This window comes from Streptomyces atratus, assembly GCF_040655115.1.
Taxonomy (GTDB): Bacteria; Actinomycetota; Actinomycetes; order Streptomycetales; family Streptomycetaceae; genus Streptomyces; species Streptomyces atratus_D.
Window position 1 is genome coordinate 1 of sequence record NZ_JBFAJH010000005.1, and the last position, 15,422, is coordinate 15,422.

Here is a 15,422-nt window from a genome sequence, read left to right on the forward strand (position 1 = left end):
GGATCATGCGCGAGCACCGGATCGCCGGCCACACCCGGCGCACGGGCCGCCGCAGCCTGACCAAGCAGGACACCAAGGCCGCCCCGGCCCCCGACCTCGTCGGCCGCGACTTCCACGCCGACCGCCCCGGCACGAAAATCGTCGGGGACATCACTTACATACCGACTTCCGAGGGCTGGCTCTACCTCGCCGGCTGGCTCGATCTGGCCACGCGCGAGGTCATCGGCTACTCGATGGCCGACCACCACCGCGCCGAGCTGGTCGTCGACGCCCTCGACATGGCCGCGAACCTCGGCCGTCTGCAGCCGGGCTGCGTGATCCATTCGGATCGAGGATCGGAATACACCTCGACACAACTCCGCGATAAAATAGGCGAGTTGGCTGGCCGCCAGAGCATGGGCAGGACCGGGATCTGTTACGACAATGCCGCGGCCGAGAGTTTCTGGGCCGTCCTCAAAGAGGAGATCGGCACCCGCTTCTGGCCCGACCGGGCCACCGCCCGCGCCGAGATCTTCACGTTCATCGAGACCTTCTACAACCGCCGCAGACTGCGCAAGCACATCCACTGGGGCTACCTCACGCCCCACGAGACACGCCTGCGTTTCCAGCAAGACCAGGACCTCGCGGCATAACAAGATCGTGTCCAAGATCACGGGGAAACTTCACGTCGCCAGGAGAACTCGTTTTCGCAGGAGGCGAATCCAGCCCTGGCGAACATCAGGCGCTTGAGCATCTTGATACGGTTGACGTGTCCCTCGGCGACGCCGGAGTTCCAGGGCAGAGTGAGGCCGGCTTCAGCCTCCTGCGCAGCGCGTTCTCCTTGGGTGAGAGGCAGCAGTGGCGTGAACAGGGACTCCTGTTGGCGGATTTCGCCGCTTGAAGTCCGGCCGCCGGCCTCGTCACCGGCGTGCCCCCGCCCGCGCCCGCGCCCGCGCCCCCGCCCGATAACCTTCTACGAACGTTCCGTGAGCAACTCCGCCAGGCGGTCTGCGAAATCCGTGAGCCAGTCCAACCGTGATCCACTGCGGGCAATCCGGAATCCGTGACGGCGGCCCCAGAACGCAGCCTGAACGGCATGGAACTGGGCCCACCGCTGGACGCGCTCGCGATCGAGTTCCGCAGCCTCGGCGAAGACGTCCAGGATGCGGTGCACAGCCGTGCGCAGGTCATCCGCTTCGAGGAGCGTCAACGCGCGAGATCTGAGCAGCGTGCCGCCGTCGTAAGCGGGATCTCCTGCGTACCCCTTGGGATCCACGGCCAGCCATGGCTCACGATCGGCGCGCAGGATGTTTCTGGCATGGAGATCGCCGTGAATGAGGACGTCCGGCTGGACACGGCCCAGCTCTCGGACGGTCGCCATAGCTGCGTCCATCACCTGACGCGACAGTGTGTGTGTCAGCTCCTCAGCATCCTTGCAGAGATGCTCCTCCCAAGTGTCGGCCTGTTCCCACAGCCGGGGCAGGCCAGGCGGCGCGGGGATGGCCAGTCGTCGATTGATCCGCCCTGCGACCGTCGCAATCTCATCGCCGTCTTCGACCTCCGCCAGGGTCGATGTTTGGACCCGCTCGAGCAGCATTGCGAAACGAGCGTCGTCGCGCTTGTGCAGCAGGACGGCTCCGCGCCCGCCCCACGCCGTGAATGCGTCCGGCTCATGGACGTTGCCGGGATGCGGAAACGAAACTTTCAGCACAGCGGTCCCCCCGCCCCGCCGCCACACCGGGACGATGACTCCTACACCCCCGTGCATGACCTCGCCGTCCGGCACGCACCCCCAGCGCCCCAGCAACTCGTCCACGATCCTGGGCAGTTCGGCGAGCCACGCCGCTCCGGGTTCTCCTTCTCGCTCAATGGTGCTGCGCGCGAACGCGCCTGGTATCCCGATCATCCGGGCACCGTACTCTCAGTTACAGCTCCACAGAACCTGAGCCAGAGCCAAAGTCGACGCCGGATGCCTGTATGTCCCTGGCCCAGCCTGGATGACGGTGGGCGACCCGATCAAACCGCCCCGTGAGGCGCGCGGCCGTCTGGACATAGAACTCTTCGAACACACGGTGACGGTGATCGCACAACCAAGCGCGGCGAACACGCGTCTTCCGCCACCAGTTCAGCCTCACGGCCCGCTGAGCGCTGAAGGCGTTACCCAACAGGGCCTGGGCCCGCACGCCATAGTGAGGTGGGTGGTGTGCTCAGCTTCCGTCGGCTCCCGCGGCCCTGGCCGCGAGCCGTCGGCGGCCATGTCGCCGATCACCCTCAGTCCCGCGCAACCGTACCGAGCCGTTGGGCAGCCCAGGTCTCCGCGGTGGTCATGCCCCACGCTTCCGATTCGGCGGCAAGAGTTTCACCTGATGCCCCGCAGGCTGAGCTTGTTCTTTGACTTCCGTCCATCGGCCGAAGGCTGAAGAACCAGAGGTGGGTCCGCACGTACTGTGGCCGACCACGACTCACGCGCGCCGGCTCGCGCTTGCTGCTGATCCGCGCAGCAGCACGCCGAACCAGCCACACCTGACCTTGCGTCACACCCGATCGACCACCGCGATAATGGCGAACGTTCATCCCCGCTCTGCCCGATCGTCGCACGTCAGTTCATGCGCTCGCACTCGGATGGGTCCACCCATGACCAGGAGGACTCGCGATGAAACCGTGGCGCCGCGCCGCATCCGCCGTACTGTCCGTCAGTGCGCTGGCACTGGCTCTCTCGACCGGGCCGGCAGCTGCCAAGGAAGCCCCCTTCACCTTTGCCGTGATCGGTGACGTCCCCTACGGCGACGCCCAGATCGCCAACTTCCCGAACGTCGTCAACCAGATCAATGCCGACCCCGATGTGAAGTTCGTCGATCACCTCGGTGATATCAAGAACGGTTCGACGGTCTGCAGTGACACCTACTTCCAGCAGATCAAGTCGGACTTCGACCAGTTCAAGGATCCGCTCGTCTATACCGTCGGCGACAACGAGTGGACCGACTGCCACCGGCCCAACAACGGTGGGTACAACCCGCTCGAGCGCCTGGCTGCGATCCGGCAGGTTTTCTTCCCTCAGCCGGGGCGGACGCTCGGGCAACACAGTGTGCACGTGGTCTCGCAGGCTGACCAGGGCTACCCGGAGAACGTCCGGTACACCCGGTCCGACGTGGCATTCGCCGCTCTGCACATCGTCGGCAGCAACAACAGCCTCGCCCCGTGGACCGGCAACACCGTGCCCACAAAGGAACAGGCCGCTGAGGTAGCCGGACGCGTCAACGCCGTGCTGCAGGAGATCCACAAGACCTTCGACGCGGCCAAGGACGACCACAACAAGGCCGTTGTCCTGCTCACCCAGGCCGATATGTTCGACCCGACGGTGGCCAACCCGGCCTTCGCCGACTACTCCGCCTTCCAGTCGATCGTCGAGGCGATCGCCAAGGAGTCGGCCACGTTCGGCGGCCCGGTCTACCTCTTCAACGGGGACAGCCACGTCCGCAACAGCGACAAGCCGCTGGACGCCGGCTCCAAGTGGCTCTCCTTCTACGGGGTCAGCACCGCCGCGCCGAATCTGACCCGGGTCACTATCGACGGGTCGACCGACGTCAACACCTGGCTGAAGGTGACCATCAACCCCGGGGACAAGGATGTCCTGAGCTGGACCCGGGTGCCTTTCACGTCCTGACCGGCCAGTGGGCGCGGTCCGCGCGGGAGTAGCTGGACCGATGCGCACCCTCGGCGGCGGTGAGCCGGCCGCCGAGGGTGCGCAGCGTGGTGGCCTGCGGGGCGCGGCGACGGGGCCTGTTGCCTGACAGCCCCGACCCGCCGGACGCGTCCGATTCGGCGAATCCGTGCGCTTTCGTGTGGGACCTGCTTCAGCAGCGGGATTCGCGGGTGTGTCGGCCTGCTGGATGCTGCTCATCAGCTTGGCGGCCCATCAGGTGATGCCGCCGTCATGCTGGTCCCGCTGGCCGCGGCCCGGTGGGCGCGGCCCCGGGCGACCGCGGGCTGGGAGCTCGCGAACAGGGCCGCGCTGCGGCAGGGCGTCCCCGGGCTGCTGGGGCCACGAGGGCCGGTTTTCCGCGTGTCGTCAGGCCCGGCGAGCCCCGCTCCGCAGTAGCGGCTGGACGATCGGCGACCGTGCCACGGACGCCGATGGTCCACTCCGGACGTCAACCACCGCAGCCGTACGAGTCTGCGTTCACCGTACGAGGATTGACACGGGAAGCCCCTTCCCATTTGCGGCTGTCAACACAGTTCTGACCGGGACCCCATCACGGTGTCTCCCTGCGGGTGGTCCGTTCCTTGCCTCACTTTTGCACCGGTTCAGCGCTTTGGCCCGATAAGCAGCCGTGTCTCCGCCTGCAGGACAGCTCACTGCGGCACCCTGTCAGCATGGCCGACACCTTCGAGCACGCCCCTCAAATCTGGAACGCCGCACAGCTGCGCGACGCCCTCAAAGACCTGCCCGATGACGCACCCATCCACATCGGTGTGGCAAGCGACCCCGGCGACTTCGACGGGTACCGCGGCTTCGTCCTTGTCGATGCCCATCAGGTGGAGAACTGGTGGCCGGCGACTTCCGTCACGCCGGAACGCACCGAGACGGAGAAGGCGCTGACGCTGTTCGCCGACTGGGAACCGGACAGGTACGACCATCTCGACTGAACCTACCGCGTTCCCACCGGACCGCCAGATACCGCTGCTGTACTCGCCGGACACGCCCACACGGGGAGGAGCAGCCCCGTGGATCTGAACCATGAACCGCAGACCATTGCCTACGCGGCCACCGAAGAGATCCGGACCCTCAACCACCGCACCCTGGGCGCTGCCTCGTTCCACGCCCGGTCCGGCATCTCTGGCATATCCGCCTGCATGGTCACGGGGGAGGCGGGAGGGACTCTGTACGAGCACAGCCCTGGTGTCACGTGTGTGTGTCTGCCCTTTACGGCTGCCACGGAAGTAACGTCGCGTCATGGCGGGGAGCGTAGAAACCGGAATGGCAGATCCCCCGGGACGCGACGCAATTTGCCCGATCGTGATCGCCTGGACTGCGGCCGGCAGCTCAGAGGCGGATGACGGCCCGGACGCGGCGACCGCGGCGGTGACGAGAAGCGTGGTGACGGTGTCGAGAGCGGTCCGGCCGGGCCGATAGCCCCACTCCCCCAGGTGCGTGCGTTGCGACACCTCCGGCCCACGGGGTCGACTCGAGGTTCCAGTGAGCGCCGCGCCGGTTCCGCATCCCCACATGCGCCGTGGCTTTGCCATCCCCGGGCCAGGGCCGACCGCCTCATAGGTGGCCGTGTCCGGGCGCGAAGCAGGACGGGACGGGCGCATCCCGCGGGGCGTGGTGCGGGCCCGGTGCCGACGCTCCATGCCCGCACCGGACCTGCACGGGTTCTGATGTTCAACCGACTTGAGATCAGTACGCTGCCACCGGGGCCCGGTGGCCCGGCACCACACGACTTGCCGCACGTGCGCGACCGAGGACGACGTCTCGGTCACTGCGCAGAACGCGGTGGCCGCCCTGTCGTGAGCAGTGGCGCCATCTCGCTGTGACTGCGTACGCCCCCGGAGCAACGGCGCTCCGGGATGCATACGCGTCTGTGGCGTGCCGCCACGCGTCAGTGGTGGTGCGGCGCGGGGTAGTCCTTGGGCAGGCGCATACCGCGCTCGGCCATGATCTCCCGCACGTGATCGGGGTAGTTGGTGATGATGCCGTCGACGCCCATGTCCATCAGCGCCTCGACGGTGGCGTTGTCGTCACAGGTCCACGGGATGACCTTCAGGCCGCGGGCGTGGGCCTCGGAGATCATCTTCTCGTCGGGGTAGAAGCGGAAGTTCGGGTCCGCGATGGTGCCGTTCTGCGGGAAGCCGTAGTTGGGGGAGAGCGCGGTGACACCTGGGACGGCGGAGGCGGCCTTGACGAAGTCGCCGTCGTAGTCGTCGGCGTCGATGCCGCCCAGCCACGGGGAGGCGCCGGGCTTGCCGACCTGGAGGAAGTCGTAGTTGGTCAGCGCCACCAGCGGGTAGGACGGTGCGAGCTTGTGCATCTCCTTCAGCGCACCCCAGTCGAAGGACTGGATGCTGACCTGCCGCTCGATCCCCGAGCGGTGGATCTCCTCATAGACGCGCCGGACGAACAGCTCGCGCGGCGCGGTCTGCTCGGGCGCGCCCGCCTCGACCTTGGTCTCGATGTTGAGCTTTACCTGCTTGGCGTTGTAACTCTTGACGAGGTTGAGGACATCCTTGAGCTCCACCATCCGGAAGCCCTTGACCTGCTCCTGCTCGGGGAAGCCGGGCAGTTGCTGGTAGCCGCAGTCCATAGTCTTGACCTGGGCCAGCGTCAGGTCCTTGATGTACTTTCCGACGTACGGGTACATCGGGTCGTCCGGCGTCACCGGCCCGGTGTCCTTGCACTTCTGGGCGCTGATCTGCCGGTCGTGGTTCACGACGACCTTCTGATCCTTGGTGATCTGGGTGTCCAGCTCCAAGGTGGTCACTCCGAGACGCAGGGCCTTGCCGAAGCCCTCCAGGGACTCCTCGGTGGTCATGCCGATGCCGCCGCGGTGGGCTTGGAGGTCGAAGTGGGTCTGCTGGGGCGGAATGTGGCCGTTGTGAGCCGTGGCTGCCTGGGCCGTCGCGGGGACCACGAGCGCGGGTACGACGGCCAGCGCGGCAACTGCATGCCGGAGGGACATGGAGACCTCATGTACATCGGAGGACTGGACCCTGTGACGCTAAGCCACAGTTCCAGCCCGTACGAAGCCCAGGCGTGAGGACTTCGTGAACGCCCAGGAAACTGTTGTTCACCGGACGCCGGAGCCAAACGGATCATCCTGGTCAGGACGACACTGATACGAACCGCCCCTGTCCCGCTTCCGACCGGTCCGGGGCACCAGCGCGAACACCTCGTCCACATCGAAAACATCGAACAGACGGGAGACCTCAGTCACTGCTGCTGAGGCCAGCACAATGGGAGGGCCGTCGAAGCCGTGCATTCCTGTGCTTCGGACGACGGCGTTTCGACACAGTTGCGACACCCGACTCCGACGGAGTCCCCGGCCGGCCTGCCGCTTCCGGTTGAGCCCGGCCACAATCTCGTTGAGTTGTGCGACGCGTTGTTGTGCACGGGCGGGCCGGTGACGACGCTGGTCGATCTCGTGCTTGCACCGGAACACCGTCGCCGCCCTGCGCCCCGACCACGTCCCTGAGCCGAGAGGTCCCAGGCTCATGCACCCGGGGTACGCCCAGAGCGAGGACGGCACCCCCAACCGGAACGACCTCGCGCTGGTACGCCTGGACCGCCCGGTCGCCCAGAAGCCCGTCCGGATCGCGAAGCAGGCGGGACCTGTGGGAACTCCCACCCGCATTCTCGGCTTCGGTACCGCCGTCGAGGGCGATTACCCGGAGAAGTGGGTGTTTCCGGAGCGGCTCCGGCAGTTGGACACCAGCAGGGGATCCGAGGCCGAATGCTTCGATCGAGCCGGGAGCACCCGGCTGTGCACGGTGAGCCTGAAGCCGGGTGCCATGGCGTGCAACGGGGACTCCGGCGGCCCGCAGTTGCAGCGCGCGAGGAACGGCCGCTGGGAGCTCATCGGTACGACATCGGGCAACGGTGACCCCGACCCGACCTGTTCGACCGGGCCGGGCCTCTACACCAACGTGCCGGTGTACTCGCACTGGATCCGGAAGACGGTCCACCCGTCCGGCCGACCCCCAGTAGGCGGGCAGGTCCCGGGACCGGGTGTGAATCCCGGGACCGCGCCCGCGGTACCGTCCGGGGATCGGCCAACCGCGCGGGGCACGCTCAGCGGTGCGCCCCCTGTTCGACCGCGAGTCTCGACGTCGCGCTGGAGGCGGACGATGTCGAGATCCTTCGGACTGAGGATGTCCAGGTCGGCCGGCGTCGGCCGACCTGGACGTCATGATCAGACGAGGTCGAACCGGTCGAGGTTCATCACCTTGTCCCACGCCGCGACGAAGTCGTTCACGAACTTCTCCTTCGCGTCATCGCTTGCGTAGACCTCCGCGAGCGCGCGCAGCTCGGAGTTCGACCCGAAGACGAGGTCGGCGCGGGTGCCGGTCCACTTGACCTCGCCCGTGGCGGCGTCACGGCCCTCGAACGTGTTCGCGTCCTCGGACGTCGCCTTCCATGTCGTGCCCAGGTCGAGCAGGTTGGCGAAGAAGTCGTTGGTCAGGGACCCGGGGGTCGTGGTGAAGGCGCCGAGCGACGACTGCTGGTAGTTCGCGCCCAGGACGCGGAGGCCACCGACGAGGACCGTCATCTCGGGCGCGCTCAGGGTCAGCAGGTTCGCCCGGTCGATCAGCAGGTACTCGGCCGGCAGCCGGTTGCCCTTCCCGAGGTAGTTGCGGAACCCGTCGGCGGTCGACTCGAGCGCGGCGAACGACTCCACGTCGGTCTGCTCCTGCGACGCGTCCACGCGGCCCGGTGTGAAGGGCACCTCGACGTCGAAGCCGGCGTCCTTGGCGCCCTGCTCGACGGCCGCACCACCGGCGAGCACGATCAGATCGGCGAGCGAGACCTGCTTGCCGCCGGTCCGGGAGGCGTTGAATGCCTCCTGGATCGCCTTCAGGGTGCGCAGCACCGTCGCCAACTGATCGGGGTCATTGCCCTCCCACCCGCTCTGCGGCTGAAGGCGGATGCGCCCACCGTTGGCGCCGCCGCGCTTGTCGCTGCCACGGAAGGACGAGGCCGACGCCCACGCGGTGGACACGAGCTGGGACACCGACAGGTCCGAGGCGAGGATCTGGCCCTTGAGGGAGGCGATGTCCCCGTCGTCGATGAGCTCGTACGTCACCGCGGGGAGCGGGTCCTGCCACAGCAGCGTCTCGGCCGGGACCTCCGGGCCGAGGTAGCGCACGATCGGGCCCATGTCGCGGTGGGTCAGCTTGAACCACGCGCGGGCGAAGGCGTCCGCGAACTCGTCGGGGTTCTGGAGGAAGCGTCGCGAGATCTGCTCGTAGGCCGGGTCGAACCGGAGCGAGAGGTCGGTCGTCAGCATCGTCGGGGCGTGGCTCCTCGACGGGTCGTGGGCATCGGGGACGGTGCCGGCCCCGGCGCTGTCCTTCGGCCTCCACTGATTCGCGCCGGCGGGGCTCTGGAACAGCTCCCACTCATAGCCGAAGAGGATCTCGAAGAAGCTGTTGTCCCAGGTCACCGGGGTGTTCGTCCAGATACCCTCGAGACCGCTGGTGATCGCGTCGCCGCCCCGGCCGGTGCCGAAGGAGTTCTTCCAGCCGAGGCCCTGCTCCTCGAGCGGGGCGGCCTCGGGGTCGGGGCCGACATTGTCCGCCGGGCCCGCCCCGTGGGTCTTGCCGAAAGTGTGACCGCCCGCGATCAACGCGACCGTCTCCTCGTCGTTCATCGCCATCCGGCGGAACGTCTCACGGATGTCGCGGGCAGCGGCGAGCGGGTCCGGGTTGCCGTTCGGGCCCTCCGGGTTGACGTAGATAAGGCCCATCTGGACCGCGCCGAGGGGGTTCTCCAGCTCTCGCTCGCCGGTGTAGCGTTCGTCGCCGAGCCAGGTGGTCTCGGGACCCCAGTAGACGTCCTCGTCGGGCTCCCACACGTCCGCACGGCCGCCGCCGAAGCCGAAGGTCTTGAAGCCCATCGACTCCAGGGCGACGTTGCCGGTGAGAATCATGAGGTCGGCCCACGAGATGCTCTGGCCGTACTTCTTCTTGACCGGCCACAGCAGGCGGCGGGCCTTGTCGAGGTTTCCATTGTCCGGCCAGCTGTTGAGAGGGGCGAAGCGCTGCTGGCCGGCGCCGGCGCCACCGCGGCCGTCGCTGATCCGGTAGGTGCCCGCGCTGTGCCATGCCATCCGGATCATGAACGGGCCATAATTACCGAAGTCGGCCGGCCACCAGTCCTGCGAGTCCGTCAGTACTTCCGCGATGTCCCTCTTCACGGCCGCGAGGTCGAGGCGATTGAACGCCTCGGCGTAGTCGAACTCCTCGCCGAGGGGGTTGGCCACGGCGGGGTTCTTGGCGAGGATCTTCAGATTGAGCCGATCCGGCCACCACTGGCGGTTTCCGCCGCCCTGAGTCGGGTGCGGGGCGCGCCCGTGCGCGACGGGGCAGCCATCTCCGCCCTCCGTTGTCGCGTCTACGACGATTGCGTCATGGTTCTCAGACATGGGAATCCTTCCGGACTGGGCGGATCACGGTGCTCAGGAACTGCGGGCGGTGGGACAGTCGGGGCACAGGCCCCAGTGAATGACCTTGGCCTCGTCGATCGAGAAGCGGTGGTCGTCCAACGCGACGGTCAGGCAGGGCGTCACGCCGACCGCGCAGTCGACGTCGGCGACGACACCGTACGACCGGCACACGACGTGGTGGTTGTCCCCCGAGGCGTCCCTCGAACCGGGTCGGCCTGCCGGCCTGTTCGATGCGGCGTACGAGTCCCGCCGCGGTGAACGCGTGGAGAGCCTCGCACACGACGTGCAGGGAGACAGGGCCCACGCGATCGCGCGCCCTGGAGGCGATCGCCTCGACGCCGAGGTGGTCACCGTCCCGGACGGTCTTGAGCAGCGCGACGCGGGCGGCCGTCACCCGCAGAGCGGCACCGCGCAGCTCCTCGGCGGTGGTCCCGTCACGTCTCTGTCTCATGCCGTGCTGAAGTCTTCCTGTCCCTTGGCTGTCGCCCAAACCGATCCTACGATGGACAGAGTCCAAGTCAAGAAGCGCGCCAACTCCATATCAAATCGGAACCCGGACGCCCGCTGGTAAAATTCCGGTATCCCACCGAACCTGAATAGGTGAACCGATATGAGTGACCTGCTGGAACGACTGCGAGGGAGTGGCTGGCGAATGACCTCCCAGCGGCGTGTCGTTGCGGAGGTCCTCGACGGTGACCACGTGCATCTCACGGCCGACGAGGTGCACGCCCGCGCGGCACAGCGGCTGCCCGAGATCTCCCGGGCGACCGTCTACAACACCCTGGGCGAGATGGTCTCCCTCGGCGAGGTCGTAGAGGTCTCCACCGACGGCCGCGCCAAGCGCTACGACCCCAACGCACACCACCCGCACCAGCACCTGGTGTGCTCCAACTGCGGCACCATCCGCGATGTCCACCCGACCGGCAATCCGCTGGCCGACCTCCCGGCGGTGGAGCGGTTCGGCTTCATGGTGTCCGAGGTCGAGGTCACCTACCGCGGGCTGTGCCCATCCTGTGCCTAGATGAGTGAGCCCAAGGGCTCGTGGCCATGGGCCGCCGGCGAGCGATGGCACATGTCGCTGCCATCGCTCGCCCAGCGCGTGCAAGGCCTGCCCGTCGTCCCGGCGGTCAGCGGAAACCACGTGCCGCGTGCTCAGCAACTCGGAGGACGTCTCGGTCGGGGGCCCATCTGGGGGGACAGCCTTGAGTTTCCAGTGTCTGAAGACAGCAGAGTTGGGGACATGGACGTGACGACCCTCAACTCGATCGGGGAGCTTTGCCGGCGGACCGGCTTGCCCGTGAGGACCATCCGGTTCTACTCCGATTCGGGGGTGGTAGCGCCGGCCACCCGAAGTCCCGCCGGTTATTCGAAGAGGCGCACGATCCCAGGGTGGACCGGTACTGGCCGGCCTGACCGATCCGGCAGCGGACGGCGGGACCTCGCCCCTTCCCGCGTCGCTGATGCCGATGCCCCGGGGCCCTCGCAGGTTCCGGGGTATCGGCATGTACCGAACGGTCAGCGCCGGGTCATGGGGCGGCCCAGAAGCAACTCCGACGCTATGCCCTCGAACACCTTGGTCTTCGCGCCGGCGGCCTCCACCGCGCCGTGCAGATGAGGTGCGCCCCCCCGGGAGCGGGTTGGTGAACTCCTCCCGGACCACGTCCTGGTAGCCGTTGTTCCTCGCCTGGCGTTCGGTTCCCCCGCGGGCCCGGCCGGAGTCGGCGATGGCTGTGAGGGCCCGTTGCCTCCCCTGCCGGGGCCACAGCGCGGATTGCGCCGCAGGCCGGTGATCCGCTCCGGCCTGCGGTGCTGGATGACGAACACGATCCTCGGCGTGCTCACGGATGTGCCCTTCTGGCCGTTTTCCGGTGCCCCGCTGCGGAGAGCTGCCCTGCGGCCTGGGTACGTACGCGCTCACTTCTGGCCGAGCTTGATGCGTCCGGTCAGGTCACCGACCTCGCTGGCGAGTTTCCGCACAGGGTCGGCGAGGGAGACCAGTGCGGACTCGATATCGACCGTTGCGGCTGTGTACTTGTCCACGATGGCCGCGTGCTCCAGCCGTGCCCATACGGCGGCTTCGGCCACCAGGGCGTCGCGCTGGGGACTGGCGATCGGGTGCTGGGTTGCCTTGGCGAGCAATTCGCGGGCCTGCCGGCCCGGGGCGCTGTCAGTCATGACCGGAATCCTTCCAGCGGGCCCGAGGCGACATGCGGGTTTCGGACGGTGGACACCACGAGCCGTGCGCCCTGCACCTGTTGTCCGGGTCACCCGCGTGTTCGAAGGTTCGCAGTTCCCCGCGCTCCTCCCTCCCTTCGAGGTCGGCGATCCGGTGCTCGGCGCCCTCCCAGGCCTTGGGGCCGGTTCGGACGTGGCGCCGGGGCGTCCTTGCTGGTCCGAAGCCCCCGATCCGGTGGCCGGTTTCGCGACCGGGCTGGGCAACCCCTGCCGACGACTTGGTTGCCTTGACCGGCAATCGCGCTGCCCGACGGGAGGCCACCGCAGAAGTCGGCGGCGGCCGACGTGGCCGGGCTGATCCGGGACGTCCGTCGGCTGACCGCCGATCAGGTTCGGCAGGTCAGCGAGATGGCGGAGTCCATACGACAGGAGTGACCGGCTCAAGTCGCCCCCATGCGCGCTTCGCCGGGGCGGCTTTGCAGCGTCGGGATCCTCCGTCCAGGACCTGGGCAGATACAACTCCCGGTCCACCAGGACCCGCCCCCGGTCGTGGTCGGCGAACTGGCACGCGACAGGCATTGCCCGGTCAGGGGTGGTGGGCTGCTTGCATACAAGCTGCCGCGGTGCGGCGAGTACGGCGCTCGCCACGCGGCCACATGAAGCCGACATCATCCACGCTCGAATCCAGTAGAGGAACGCCGGCCCAACACCATTCATCCGGAGTGTGACGGCCGGGGAAATCCTCGAATCCATCACCGGTTCTCGCCGAGCATCTCCGGCGAACGACGTTAATATCGCGACCCGTCCATCCGACTGAGACCGCGAGGTACCCGTGGCGCCCCTCAGCAAGCTCTACCTCCAGCTCGACGACGTTGAACTTCCGGACACAATCCCTTACTCCCAGGTGAGCACATGGGAATTGCGCTTTCTCTACCTGTTGGGGCGCCATCACCTGACTGGAGAGGGCAAGGTGATCGAGCTCGGGTCGGGCGGCGGCGGATCGACGTACGCGCTCGCACTCGGTCTGAGAAAGAACCCGGACTTCGACAAGAAGACCGACAAGCTGCACGCGTACGACTTCTTCCGGGTCGGGAAGGGCACCTTCGCCTCCGAGAAATTCTTCTCGGCCGGGGTCGCACCCGAGGACACCAACTCCTTCCTCGACGACTTCAAGGACAAGCTGAAGCCATTCATCGACTTCATCGAGCTGCACCCCGGTGACATCTGGCAGACCTCAGACCCCGAGGACCACAGCCCCATCGAGCTCCTGCACGTCGACATCGCCAAGACGGCGCGGGTCCACCGCTGTGTGGCCGAGCGCTTCCTGCCCCGCCTGGTGCCGGGCTCCGTGCTGCTGCACCAGGACTTCGCCAGCCCCCGGCTGCCGTGGCTGCACTACAGCACCGGTCTGCTGCTGCCGTACATCGAGATCGCCGGGCCGCCCATCCGCTCCACACTGGCCTTCGAGGTGATCAAGCCCATCCCGCAGGACGTGCTGCAGGCCATAGCCGCGGACGCCTTCGACACCGACGAGAAGCTGAAGCTGATGTCGGCCGTCCAGGATGTCGTCGACCGGGACTACACCGACGGGATCCCGTTCAAGGCCGTGATCGAACTCGCCAAGGCCTATGTCGCCCACTACGAGGGTGACCACCGCCGCGCCTGGAAGATAGCCAGGCCGCTGGCCTCGAACGAATACCTGAGCCGGACCCGCAAGGACCACTTCGCCCAGTTGGAGATGGCACTGAACGAGGCCGAGCCCAGCGACGGATCCTCCGGTCTTGCCCGGCTGGTCAAGAAGGTGACGCGCAGGGCATAGTCGCCCGGGCGGTGACGGAGGCGCCGAAGCGCTCTTGGGGTGGTGGCCGTCGCCGGCACGGAGACCGGGAGGTGCCGGCCGCGATCACCGTCGTGGCGATCACGGCTGTACCTGGGCACAGGCCCCGCCCGTGTTCGGCCCATCCGGAGCTCACCGCCAGTTCACTGAATGGTCGCGTGCCCGGGTATGGGCGAAGCTGCAAGGAGAAAGACATAGGGCAGAGCCACATTGCCAGCGTTGCCAGGAGATACCCATGAGGATGCTGATCAACGTCCCCGAGACCGTCGTAGCGGACGCCCTGCGCGGCATCGCCGCCGCCCACCCCGAGCTGACCGTGGATGTGGACAACCGTGTCGTCGTACGACGTGACGCGCCCGTCGCCGGAAAGGTGGGGCTCGTCTCCGGGGGCGGATCCGGTCATGAGCCGTTGCATGCCGGGTTCGTCGGGCCCGGGATGCTGTCCGCCGCCTGTCCCGGGGAAGTGTTCACGTCGCCTGTTCCGGACCAGATGGTGCGCGCCGCAGCCGCTGTCGACAGTGGTGCGGGGGTGCTGTTCGTCGTCAAGAACTACACCGGCGACGTGCTGAACTTCGAGATGGCTGCCGAGCTCGCCGAGGACGAGGGCGTGCAGATCGCCAAGGTGCTCGTCAACGACGACGTGGCGGTGACGGACAGTCTGTTCACGGCGGGGCGACGGGGCACGGGTGCGACGCTGTTCGTCGAGAAGATCGCCGGGGCGGCGGCCGAGGAGGGTGCGCCGCTGGAGCGGGTGGCGGCCATCGGCCGGCAGGTGAACGAGGCGTCGCGGAGTTTCGGGGTGGCGCTGAGCTCCGTCACCACGCCGGCCAAGGGCTCTCCCACCTTCGATCTGCCGCCGGGCGAGCTCGAACTGGGCATCGGTATCCACGGCGAGCCGGGGCGGGAACGGCGTCCGATGATGACGTCGGGGGAGATCGCGGACTTCGCGGTGGACGCGATTCTGGAGGATCTGCGGCCGGACAATCCGGTGCTCCTGCTGGTCAACGGGATGGGGGCGACGCCGCTGCTGGAGCTGTACGGGTTCAATGCCGAGGTGCAGCGGGTGCTGTCCGAGCGGCGTGTAGTCGTGGCTCGTACGCTCGTGGGGAACTATGTGACCTCGCTCGACATGGCGGGCTGTTCGGTGACGCTCTGCCAGGTGGACGAGGAGCTGCTGCGGCTCTGGGACGCGCCGGTCGAGACGCCCGCGCTCCGCTGGGGCCGTTGAGCAGAGCCCGTACGCCCATGACGTTGTTCCAGGGACAAGG

At 67.6% G+C, this 15,422-nt stretch carries 11 protein-coding genes and 4 pseudogenes; 9 read left to right on the forward strand and 6 right to left on the reverse strand.

Annotated elements, in window-relative coordinates:
- Positions 1 to 632, forward strand: a 632-nt coding sequence (locus tag AB0I23_RS08400; protein ID WP_359108054.1) for an IS3 family transposase, incomplete at its 5' end; no start/stop codon positions are given.
- A 320-nt stretch (positions 633 to 952) separates the two neighbouring features.
- Here AB0I23_RS08400 and AB0I23_RS08405 read toward each other — a convergent pair.
- A complete protein-coding gene (locus AB0I23_RS08405; RefSeq protein ID WP_359108057.1) occupies positions 953 to 1,885 on the reverse strand; it encodes an aminoglycoside phosphotransferase family protein in 933 nt (310 codons plus the stop codon).
- A gap of 747 nt (positions 1,886 to 2,632) precedes the next feature.
- Here AB0I23_RS08405 and AB0I23_RS08410 point away from each other — a divergent pair.
- Positions 2,633 to 3,643: a metallophosphoesterase gene (locus AB0I23_RS08410; protein ID WP_359108059.1), complete on the forward strand. Its 1,011-nt coding sequence runs from the start codon at positions 2,633 to 2,635 to the stop codon at positions 3,641 to 3,643.
- A 710-nt stretch (positions 3,644 to 4,353) separates the two neighbouring features.
- Positions 4,354 to 4,626, forward strand: a complete 273-nt coding sequence (locus tag AB0I23_RS08415) for a DUF6225 family protein (protein ID WP_359108061.1) — start codon at positions 4,354 to 4,356, stop codon at positions 4,624 to 4,626.
- 956 nt (positions 4,627 to 5,582) lie between these two features.
- On the opposite strand, the gene AB0I23_RS08420 is transcribed toward AB0I23_RS08415, so the two are convergent.
- Positions 5,583 to 6,659 (reverse strand): glycerophosphodiester phosphodiesterase family protein, encoded by a 1,077-nt coding sequence (locus AB0I23_RS08420; protein ID WP_359108063.1) that lies wholly within the window; start codon positions 6,657 to 6,659, stop codon positions 5,583 to 5,585.
- 532 nt (positions 6,660 to 7,191) lie between these two features.
- Between AB0I23_RS08420 and AB0I23_RS41625 the strand changes: the two genes are divergently transcribed.
- Complete coding sequence (locus tag AB0I23_RS41625; protein WP_436846895.1) at positions 7,192 to 7,983, forward strand: S1 family peptidase; 792 nt, start codon at positions 7,192 to 7,194, stop codon at positions 7,981 to 7,983.
- Here AB0I23_RS41625 and katG read toward each other — a convergent pair.
- Together katG and AB0I23_RS08435 are read right to left on the reverse strand one after the other, a co-directional pair.
- Positions 7,890 to 10,121: a catalase/peroxidase HPI gene (gene katG / locus AB0I23_RS08430; protein WP_359108065.1), complete on the reverse strand. Its 2,232-nt coding sequence runs from the start codon at positions 10,119 to 10,121 to the stop codon at positions 7,890 to 7,892. The two genes, AB0I23_RS41625 and katG, sit on opposite strands and share 94 nt — an antisense overlap.
- Positions 10,122 to 10,154: 33 nt before the next feature.
- A pseudogene (locus tag AB0I23_RS08435) lies at positions 10,155 to 10,593 on the reverse strand (Fur family transcriptional regulator).
- 159 nt (positions 10,594 to 10,752) lie between these two features.
- Here AB0I23_RS08435 and AB0I23_RS08440 point away from each other — a divergent pair.
- Positions 10,753 to 11,163: a Fur family transcriptional regulator gene (locus tag AB0I23_RS08440; RefSeq protein ID WP_359108067.1), complete on the forward strand. Its 411-nt coding sequence runs from the start codon at positions 10,753 to 10,755 to the stop codon at positions 11,161 to 11,163.
- A gap of 192 nt (positions 11,164 to 11,355) precedes the next feature.
- Positions 11,356 to 11,508 (forward strand): annotated as a pseudogene (locus tag AB0I23_RS08445) (MerR family DNA-binding transcriptional regulator); the annotation flags it as partial.
- A 548-nt stretch (positions 11,509 to 12,056) separates the two neighbouring features.
- On the opposite strand, the gene AB0I23_RS08450 reads toward AB0I23_RS08445, so the two are convergent.
- Both AB0I23_RS08450 and AB0I23_RS41630 read right to left on the reverse strand, forming a co-directional pair.
- Positions 12,057 to 12,317 carry a hypothetical protein gene (locus tag AB0I23_RS08450; protein WP_359108069.1) on the reverse strand — a complete coding sequence of 87 codons (261 nt, stop codon included), beginning with the start codon at positions 12,315 to 12,317 and terminating at the stop codon, positions 12,057 to 12,059.
- Positions 12,318 to 12,719: 402 nt separating this feature from the next.
- Positions 12,720 to 12,863: pseudogene (locus AB0I23_RS41630) on the reverse strand (IS701 family transposase); the annotation flags it as partial.
- 358 nt (positions 12,864 to 13,221) lie between these two features.
- Between AB0I23_RS41630 and AB0I23_RS08455 the strand changes: the two are divergent.
- From AB0I23_RS08455 to dhaK, 3 genes and pseudogenes are all read left to right on the forward strand, one after another.
- Positions 13,222 to 14,136 (forward strand): class I SAM-dependent methyltransferase, encoded by a 915-nt coding sequence (locus AB0I23_RS08455; protein WP_359108071.1) that lies wholly within the window; start codon positions 13,222 to 13,224, stop codon positions 14,134 to 14,136.
- 11 nt (positions 14,137 to 14,147) lie between these two features.
- Positions 14,148 to 14,335 (forward strand): annotated as a pseudogene (locus tag AB0I23_RS08460) (transposase); the annotation flags it as partial.
- A gap of 54 nt (positions 14,336 to 14,389) precedes the next feature.
- Positions 14,390 to 15,382, forward strand: a complete 993-nt coding sequence (dhaK, locus tag AB0I23_RS08465) for a dihydroxyacetone kinase subunit DhaK (RefSeq protein WP_359108420.1) — start codon at positions 14,390 to 14,392, stop codon at positions 15,380 to 15,382.
- The last annotated feature ends 40 nt before the right edge of the window (positions 15,383 to 15,422 follow it).

What these genes read in the sequence shown, in the direction of transcription:
- dhaK (WP_359108420.1), top strand. Translation starts at nt 14,390, where the DNA reads ATGAGGATGCTGATCAACGTCCCCGAGACCGTCGTAGCGGACGCCCTG.
- katG (WP_359108065.1), bottom strand. Translation starts at nt 10,121, where the DNA reads ATGTCTGAGAACCATGACGCAATCGTCGTAGACGCGACAACGGAGGGC.
- AB0I23_RS08410 (WP_359108059.1), top strand. Translation starts at nt 2,633, where the DNA reads ATGAAACCGTGGCGCCGCGCCGCATCCGCCGTACTGTCCGTCAGTGCG.
- AB0I23_RS08415 (WP_359108061.1), top strand. Translation starts at nt 4,354, where the DNA reads ATGGCCGACACCTTCGAGCACGCCCCTCAAATCTGGAACGCCGCACAG.
- AB0I23_RS08450 (WP_359108069.1), bottom strand. Translation starts at nt 12,317, where the DNA reads ATGACTGACAGCGCCCCGGGCCGGCAGGCCCGCGAATTGCTCGCCAAG.
- AB0I23_RS08405 (WP_359108057.1), bottom strand. Translation starts at nt 1,885, where the DNA reads ATGATCGGGATACCAGGCGCGTTCGCGCGCAGCACCATTGAGCGAGAA.
- AB0I23_RS08440 (WP_359108067.1), top strand. Translation starts at nt 10,753, where the DNA reads ATGAGTGACCTGCTGGAACGACTGCGAGGGAGTGGCTGGCGAATGACC.
- AB0I23_RS08420 (WP_359108063.1), bottom strand. Translation starts at nt 6,659, where the DNA reads ATGTCCCTCCGGCATGCAGTTGCCGCGCTGGCCGTCGTACCCGCGCTC.
- AB0I23_RS41625 (WP_436846895.1), top strand. Translation starts at nt 7,192, where the DNA reads ATGCACCCGGGGTACGCCCAGAGCGAGGACGGCACCCCCAACCGGAAC.